General features: G+C 66.0%; 7 protein-coding genes. 1 reads left to right on the top strand and 6 read right to left on the bottom strand.

The genetic code is table 11. The features are described 5' to 3' along the window. A partial coding sequence (locus ACIQ09_RS03585) for an aminotransferase class III-fold pyridoxal phosphate-dependent enzyme (protein ID WP_398306227.1) occupies window positions 1-1,646 on the bottom strand: 1,646 nt, incomplete at its 3' end. Between the two features lie 24 nt (window positions 1,647-1,670). On the opposite strand from ACIQ09_RS03585, the gene asd reads away from it, so the two are divergent. Further along, the gene (asd, locus tag ACIQ09_RS03580; RefSeq protein ID WP_398306224.1) at window positions 1,671-2,636 is read left to right on the top strand and encodes an archaetidylserine decarboxylase; all 966 of its coding nucleotides are present in this window, start codon (window positions 1,671-1,673) and stop codon (window positions 2,634-2,636) included. Between the two features lie 40 nt (window positions 2,637-2,676). Here the strand turns inward: asd and ACIQ09_RS03575 are convergent, their stop codons facing one another. The 5 genes from ACIQ09_RS03575 to ACIQ09_RS03555 form a co-directional block, all read right to left on the bottom strand. Next, window positions 2,677-2,961, bottom strand: a complete 285-nt coding sequence (locus ACIQ09_RS03575) for a hypothetical protein (RefSeq protein WP_398306221.1) — start codon at window positions 2,959-2,961, stop codon at window positions 2,677-2,679. A 279-nt stretch (window positions 2,962-3,240) separates the two neighbouring features. Beyond that, the gene (locus ACIQ09_RS03570; protein ID WP_398306218.1) at window positions 3,241-4,383 is read right to left on the bottom strand and encodes a M14-type cytosolic carboxypeptidase; all 1,143 of its coding nucleotides are present in this window, start codon (window positions 4,381-4,383) and stop codon (window positions 3,241-3,243) included. A gap of 10 nt (window positions 4,384-4,393) precedes the next feature. Continuing rightward, the gene (locus tag ACIQ09_RS03565) at window positions 4,394-5,662 is read right to left on the bottom strand and encodes a DUF445 domain-containing protein (RefSeq protein ID WP_398306215.1); all 1,269 of its coding nucleotides are present in this window, start codon (window positions 5,660-5,662) and stop codon (window positions 4,394-4,396) included. A 13-nt stretch (window positions 5,663-5,675) separates the two neighbouring features. Further along, the gene (gene yaaA / locus ACIQ09_RS03560; protein ID WP_398306212.1) at window positions 5,676-6,461 is read right to left on the bottom strand and encodes a peroxide stress protein YaaA; all 786 of its coding nucleotides are present in this window, start codon (window positions 6,459-6,461) and stop codon (window positions 5,676-5,678) included. 54 nt (window positions 6,462-6,515) lie between these two features. Next, window positions 6,516-7,379 (bottom strand): cation diffusion facilitator family transporter, encoded by an 864-nt coding sequence (locus tag ACIQ09_RS03555; protein ID WP_398306209.1) that lies wholly within the window; start codon window positions 7,377-7,379, stop codon window positions 6,516-6,518. Between the last annotated feature and the right edge of the window lie 2 nt (window positions 7,380-7,381).

Genomic DNA, 7,381 nt, shown 5'->3' with positions numbered 1-7,381 from the left:
AAACGATGGACCAGCATCTCCTTCAGGATGCGCCGGCGTATGCCCTTGTCGGTCAGCGTCCCGTCACTCCACCACCAGCCATCCGCCGCCATGCGTCGCGCTGCGGCCACGATGCGCGCCTCCACCTCGGCAAAGTGGCTGTCGGTGTAGTTGAGGCTGAAGATGAAGCGCCCGGTACCGACCCAGCTCAGGGCCAGGCCCTCGGCACGCAGGTAGTACTGGAGCATCCAGTTGTAGCGGCTCGGCCGGGTATAGGTCACCGTCCAGATGGTGGACAGATTCGCCACCCGCAGGGGCAGGCCAGCCTCCTCCAGACGCGCGTTGAGGCGCGCCGCGCGGGCATTCCAGCGGGTGTCGAGACCGTCATACAGGGCCTGCACCTCCGGTGTGTCGATGCGCTCCAGAAACTCGGCCATCGCCCCCATCACCCAGGGGTGGGAGTTGAAGGTGCCGCGGGCAAAGCAGATGTCAGCGGGCCGATCGTCCCGGTAACGTTTCATCAGGTGGCGTTTGCCGCACACCACGCCCACCGGCAGGCCACCGCCCAGGGTCTTGCCGTAGGTCACCATGTCGGCCTGAACGCCGAAGTATTCCTGAGCCCCACCCCGCGCCAGACGAAAGCCCACGAAGACCTCGTCGAAGATCAGCACGATGCCCCGCTCGTCGCACACCTGGCGCAACTCCTTCAGCCAGGCCGAGTAGGCCGCCTTGTCAAAGCCGGCGCGGCGGCTGCTATCCACCAGGGACGAATCCCCTGGCGCGGAGCCGTTGGGATGCAGGGCCTGCAGCGGATTGATCAGCACACAGGCAATGTCCCTGCGCCGACGCAGCACGCGCAGGGCATCGGCGTGCATGTCGCGGAGCGTGTAGGTCTGATTGGCCGCGGTGGGGTTGCCGACACCGGGCTGCACCTCGCCCCACCAGCCGTGGTAGGCCCCGCAGAAGCGCACCAGGTGGGTCCGGCCGGTGTGGTAGCGGGCCAGGCGCACGGCCTGCATCACCGCCTCGGTACCCGACATGTGGAAGGACACCTCGTCCAGGCCGGAAATCGCCTGCAGGCGCTTCACATTGCTGGCGAGCAGCGGGTGGTAGGACCCGAGCACCGGCCCCAGCGCCTCAACCCGCTCACTGCCGAGGGCCATGCACTCCTTGTAGAAGTCGTAGCCGAACACATTCACGCCATAGGCGCCGCCCAGGTCATAGAAGACGTTGCCATCCAGGTCGGTCACGGTGACGCCGGACGAGGCCTCGAGGAAGGCGCCGCCCTTAAGGTGCTGACGCAGGAAACGGCTGTACTGGAAGGGCACCCGGTAGGCGCTGGTGAACTGCAGGTCCGACACCGCCTCCTGGGCTTCGGCAGTCAGGGCCGCACTGGCCGCAAACCGCTGCTGGTAGATCCCCGCGAGACGAAAGAAGCCCGCCCGGCGCAGGGCCACGACCTCGGCCGGTGCATCGTCGGAGTTGAAAAACCCCGCCTCGTCGTATTCATAAAAGGGCAGCAGCTTCGCCACCCGCCGGGACATCTTGGCGTGACCGCCCAGGGACGGGTGTTTGCCCCTCGACAGCTCCAGCCGGCGCTTCGCCTTCAAGACCAGTCCGGGCAACACGATCGCTCCCAGACCGGCCAACACCATTGCATCTTCCACGGGCACTCACTCCACAACTGAAAGATGACTGATTTAACCGACCCCCGTTACAGCGCCATGAATAACCCACCTCCCCGCCGCAGCCTCGCTGCCCGCATCCTCGAACAGGAAGACCTCAATTTCCTGCTCACCAATCGCCTGCCCCGGGCCCTGCTGACGCGTTTCATGGGCTGGTTCAGCAAGATCGAGAACCCACTGGTGGCCCGTGCATCCATCGGCATCTGGCGCCTTTTTGCCGATCTCGACCTGTCGGAAGCTCGGCGCAGTCACTTCAGGAGCATGCATGACTGCTTCACCCGCGAGCTGAAGCCCGGGTCCAGACCCATCGACGACGATCCGGCCGTGCTGAGCAGCCCCTGCGATGCCATCGTCGGCGCCTGCGGCCCGCTCGCCGGCACCACCGCCCTGCAGGCCAAGGGCGCGCCCTACCCGCTGATCGACCTGCTCGGCAACGAGGCGCTGGTGGAAAGCTGCCGCGACGGGAGTTACGTCACCCTGCGCCTCAAGTCGAGCATGTATCACCGCTTCCACGCCCCGGCCGATCTCCGCGTGGAGCACGTCACCTATCTGTCGGGGGACACCTGGAACGTCAATCCTGCCGCCCTCAAGCGCGTCGACCGGCTCTACTGCAAGAACGAACGGGCGGTGATCCGGGCCCGCCTGGCGGGAAGCAACGCGCTGCTGACCCTGGTCCCTGTCGCGGCGATCCTGGTGGCCAGCATCCGCCTGCACTGGCTCGACGTGCTCCTGCACCTGCGCTATCGGGGGCCAGGCGAGATTCCGTCTGATGCGGTGTTTGGCAAGGGGCAGGAGATGGGCTGGTTCGAACACGGCTCGACCATCATCGTCTTTGTGCCGAAGGGCTTCGAACTGTGCCCGGGTGTGGCAGAAGGCTCGCCCATCAAGATGGGGCAGGCCTTGCTGCGCCGGACCGGAGATAGCTCGGCCAGACAAGAAAAAGCCCCGCCTCCGGAAGGAGGAAGGGCCTGATCACTGCTCCGGATTGAACCGCCGGAGCCCGGTTTGGCGCTCAGCGATCAGCGGTAAGCTGGGCGATGAATGCGGCTTCCTTCTCGGCCGGGAAGGCATGTTCGGCCAGCACACGCTGCACAGCGCGGGGATCACTGCCCTTGCCGGCCACGGTAAACTCGATACCGATCGTGCGACCGTTGGCGGCCAGGGTCATGAAGGCACTGCGCCAGCGCTGGGATTCAGCCAGCCGTTCCCGCACTTCAACTTCATTGCGGATCACGACACCCGCGGCCTTGAGGGAATCCAGAAACTCTGCGTAGGACTCGTTGCAATAACTGCCCATCGACTTCTCCTGTGAAAACCGGCGATTTCGCGCCTGTGTGTCCTTAACGCAAACGTCAGCTGGCTGGATGACACGATTTCAAAGTTTTTTTCGAATCATTACGCTGCCTTGCCAGTCAGGGACATCCAGACGCCAGCGAGTCCCCGTACCAGGGCTGCCACGCATGACCCGGACGCAAGGACGCGTTCCGTGACTGACCTGTCCAGTAACGGAACACCACACACAATCTTGAATCTCTACCGCGATACGCCAGGCTGAACAGATCCGGTCGTCCCGGAGTCAGGGGGTGAAGTGCCCCAGAATGGGATTGAGCATGGCTGCCCCGAGACGCTTGCTGCGCTCGCCGTTCCAGCCAACGATGCCGTCGGGCAGGTTGGCGTTGTCCTTGAAAGGCATCTCCAGGGTCAGGGACACGCAGCCGAAGCGATGGGCCACCCACTTGGAGGCGAGGGTCAGCAGCTCGTCGCGGAAGCGGCCGTTGAGGTAGCCGTGTTCGGTCTGGAAATCGGGGCTGGCCGCCCTGAAGGCTTCGACAAAGCGGGCCTGGCGCACCCGCTGGGTATCGGTGAAGCCGGGCACCTCCTCGGCGGTCGAGAAGAACACGTAAGGCAGGGCCTCGTCGCCATGGATGTCGAGGAAGAGCTCCACCCCGCTGGCCTCCATGGCCTCGCGCACGAGCAGTACCTCGGGGCTGCGCTCAAGGCTGGGCTCGCGCCATTCCCGGTTGAGGTTGGCGCCGGCCGCATTGGTGCGCAGGTTGCCGCGAATCGCGCCATCGGGGTTCATGTTGGGGACGATGTAGAGCACGGCCTTCTCACGGATGCGCCGTGCCACCGGGTCGGCGCCGTCGAGCAGGCGTTCGAGGAGCCCCTCGACGAACCACTCGGCCATGCTCTCGCCCGGGTGCTGGCGGGCGATGATCCACACCGGGGCCTTGCCCGGCCCGGGGCGCCCGACGGTGACGAGGTCCAGGTCACGCCCTTCCACCGTGGCGCCCAGGTTGGTGACCGAGGCGAACGGCGACATCTCCACGCGGCCGAGCAGATCCAGGTGGCGCTCGTGAGAATAGGGCTCGAAGTAGGCGTAGTAGATGCTGTTGCGTTCAGGCGTGTGCTCGACAACGAGCTGGCCGTTCTCGTAGCGGGTGCCGCGGACGCGGAACCAGTTGCGCCGGTCATAGGAGGCCACACAGCGGTAGTCGGGCCAACCGTCCGGGTAGGCGGCCTCGGCGGCATTCTCGAAGACCAGGCGCACGGCCTGACCTGCTGCACCGTGGAGACGGAAGTGGAACCACTGGCGAAAGGCCGCGTCGCCATCCACCCCCTGATCCGCCCGGATGCGCAGGCGGATGTCGTCGGCACGCGCCAGGGACAGCACCTCAATGGCGCCGGAATCGAAATTGCTGCTGATGCGAAGGCTCATGATAAGAAAGTCAGGCTGCGTATTGGGTCAGGGCGTAGAGGGCAAGGCCGATGAGGCCACCGACGAAGGTGCCATTGAGGCGGATGAACTGCAGGTCGCGACCGACGCTGACCTCGACCTCGCGGACCAGATCCTCGTCCTTCCAGGCCTTCATGGTGGTGGCAATGTGGTGGGCCAGGCCATCACGCAGCTCGGGTGCCAGGGTTTCGACGGTACGTTCCAGGTGTTCGTTGAAGGACTCGCGCAGAGCCGGGTTGTCGGCAAGGCTCGCGCCCAGGGCCACAGTGGCAGAGGCCAGGTGACGGCGCACCCGGGAATCGGCGCGCTGCATGTCCCGACCCAGCCAGGCGCGCAGGTCATCCCACAGGTCGCGCAGGGCGGTGCCCACCGCCGGGTGGGCCAGAAACTCCCGCTTGGCCTGATCCACCCGGGCACGGAAGGCCTGATCCTGGCCAAGCCGGCCGACGTAGGTGGCCACCAGCTCATCGAAGGCCTGGCGGCGCGGATGGGACGGGTCCTGGGCGACCTCGTCGAGCAGGCCCTGCACGCCGGCAATGATGCCCGCCGACACCCGCTCGCCCAGTTCCGCAGGGTTGATTCCAACCAGGCCCAGCATTGCCACCACTTTGGGATATTCGCGACCGGCCACGTCCACGATCATGCCGGCAAAGCCCTGCCGAACGCCCGGTTCTTCGAGCCAATGGCCGAGGCGCTCGATGCCCTCGTCGAGCAGGGCCTGGTGGCGGCCGTGCTCGGTCATCACTTCCAGCAGGCGACCGAGGCCATCGGCCATGTCGAGGCTGCCGGCCCGGCGCCGCAGGGCGTGGAGAAACAGCCGCCGCACCCGCGGGTCGTCCATGAAATCCACCGCTTCGGCAAACACCACCACCAGCCGGCCGGCCAGCAGGTCGGCGTTGGCGGGCTGCCGGAGCCAGGCCGCCAGCCTGTCGGCGGGCTGGGCGGAACGCAGGCGTGCCACCAGGGATGCGGTATCGAGAAAACGATCGCGGATGAACTCCGCCAGGTTGTCAGCCAGACGCGCCTTGTTGCGGGGCAGGATGGCCGTGTGGGGAATCGGCAGGCCAAGGGGGTGGCGAAACAGAGCCACCACAGCGAACCAGTCGGCCAGGGCGCCGATCAGTGCGGCCTCGGCAAACGCAGCCACCCAGCCCCACCCCTGGATACGGGCCAGCACCAGCAACAGCGCGACGGCGACGAGCCCGCCCGTTGCCAGCCTCTTCATGCGGACCAGACCCGCCACCTTGTCAGGATGGGCCATTCCCTGCCCTCCCTCAGTCCTGACGCCGCCGGAACACCCAGCGGCTCTCGTCCGATGCCTCCGGCGCGAAGGCATAGCCATCAGCAGCGAAGTCCTTGAGCTGCTCGACCTCCTGCACCTGCCGGGTGATGGCATAGCGGGCCATCAGGCCGCGGGCACGTTTGGCATAGAAACTGATGATTTTGTAACGCCCGCCCTTCCAGTCCTCAAAGCCGATGTCGAGCAGGCGGCCCTGCAGGCGGGCCCGCTTGACCGACTTGAAGTACTCCTCCGAGGCCAGGTTCACAAGCACGGCTTCGCGGCCAGCCTCATCCTCGGCAGCCAGCAGGTGATTGAGCGCCTCGGTCTGGGTCATTCCCCAGAAGGCATACAAGTCCTTGCCCCGCGCGTTGGCAAAGCGCGTACCCATTTCCAGCCGGTAGGGCTGCATCAGGTCAAGGGGTTTGAGGAGGCCATACAGACCGGAGAGGATGCGCAGATGCTGCTGGGCGTAGTCCAGATCGGTCTCGGAGAGGCTGCGCGCCTCAAGGCCGTCATACACATCGCCATTGAAGGCCAGCACGGCCGGGCGGGCATTTGCCGGTGTGAAGGGTTGCGACCACTCGGCGTAGCGGGCCACGTTGAGAGCCGCCAGGGGGTCGGACAGGTCCATCAGGCGAGCCACCTCGGCGTGGGACAGCTCACGCAGGCCGGCAATCAGCTGCGCGGCATCGTCCAGGTAATCGGGCTCGGTGAAACGGGAAGTGCTCAGGGGCGACTCGTAATCGAGGGCCTTGGCCGGGGACAACACGAAGATCATTGAAACAGTCCAGAAGATCGGTAGATGCCCAATCTTATCAAACAGGCCGCGGGCTCAAGGCAGAGGCTCGAGATGGGTGGTGACTTCGAGGCCCGGAATGGCGGTTTCGAGGGCAGCCTCGATCTCGTCGAGGAGGGCGTGTCCGTAGCGAACCGACCAGTCACCCGGCACCAGCACGACCACCTGCAGGAAAGACGACGCCCCGGCCTGGCGGGTGCGCAAGCCCTGGTAGTGCACCCCGCGGGCCTGATAGGCGTCGAGTACCGCCCGGGCCCGGGCCACGCTGTCGGCGTCGAGGCTTCGGTCCATCAACCCATCCACCGACTCCCGCAGCAGGCCGACGGCCTCCCACGCGATATGCAGGCCAACCAGGATCGCAATCAACGGGTCCAGCATCAGCCAGCCCGTCCAGGCCACCAGGGAGACCCCGACAATGACCCCTACCGAGGTCCACACGTCGGTCATGAGATGGCGGGAGTCGGCCCGCAGAGCGATGGAGTTGAGCCGCTCGCCGGCCTTGCCGAGAACACGGGCCACCACGAAGTTGATGGTGGTGGCCGCCGCCGACCAGGCCAGGCCCCAGCCGGCTGACTCGATGGGGCGCGGGGCCATGAGGCGCTCGCTGGCTGTCCAGATGATGGCCGCGGCGGCACCAAGAATGAGAAAGCCCTCGAAGCCGCTGGAGAAATATTCCGCCTTGCCGTGGCCGAAGGGATGTGTGCCGTCGGGCGGATCGCGGGTGATGAGGATCATCCACAGGGCAAAGCCCGCCCCCGCCAGGTTGACGAAGGACTCCAGCGCATCGGACAGCAAGCCTACCGACCCTGTGATCGACCACGCCAGGGTCTTGAGGGCGATGGTAGCCAGCGCTGCCGCAATGGACAGCCACGCGTAATGATGCCGCTCGAGGACGAGCACGC

Origin of the sequence: Zoogloea sp. (assembly GCF_044344315.1) — a bacterium.
Lineage (GTDB): Bacteria > Pseudomonadota > Gammaproteobacteria > Burkholderiales > Rhodocyclaceae > Zoogloea.
This window is presented reverse-complemented; position numbering and strand designations above follow the sequence as displayed.

What these genes read in the sequence shown, in the direction of transcription:
- yaaA (WP_398306212.1), bottom strand. Translation starts at nt 6,461, where the DNA reads ATGATCTTCGTGTTGTCCCCGGCCAAGGCCCTCGATTACGAGTCGCCC.
- ACIQ09_RS03570 (WP_398306218.1), bottom strand. Translation starts at nt 4,383, where the DNA reads ATGAGCCTTCGCATCAGCAGCAATTTCGATTCCGGCGCCATTGAGGTG.
- ACIQ09_RS03575 (WP_398306221.1), bottom strand. Translation starts at nt 2,961, where the DNA reads ATGGGCAGTTATTGCAACGAGTCCTACGCAGAGTTTCTGGATTCCCTC.
- ACIQ09_RS03565 (WP_398306215.1), bottom strand. Translation starts at nt 5,662, where the DNA reads ATGGCCCATCCTGACAAGGTGGCGGGTCTGGTCCGCATGAAGAGGCTG.
- asd (WP_398306224.1), top strand. Translation starts at nt 1,671, where the DNA reads ATGACTGATTTAACCGACCCCCGTTACAGCGCCATGAATAACCCACCT.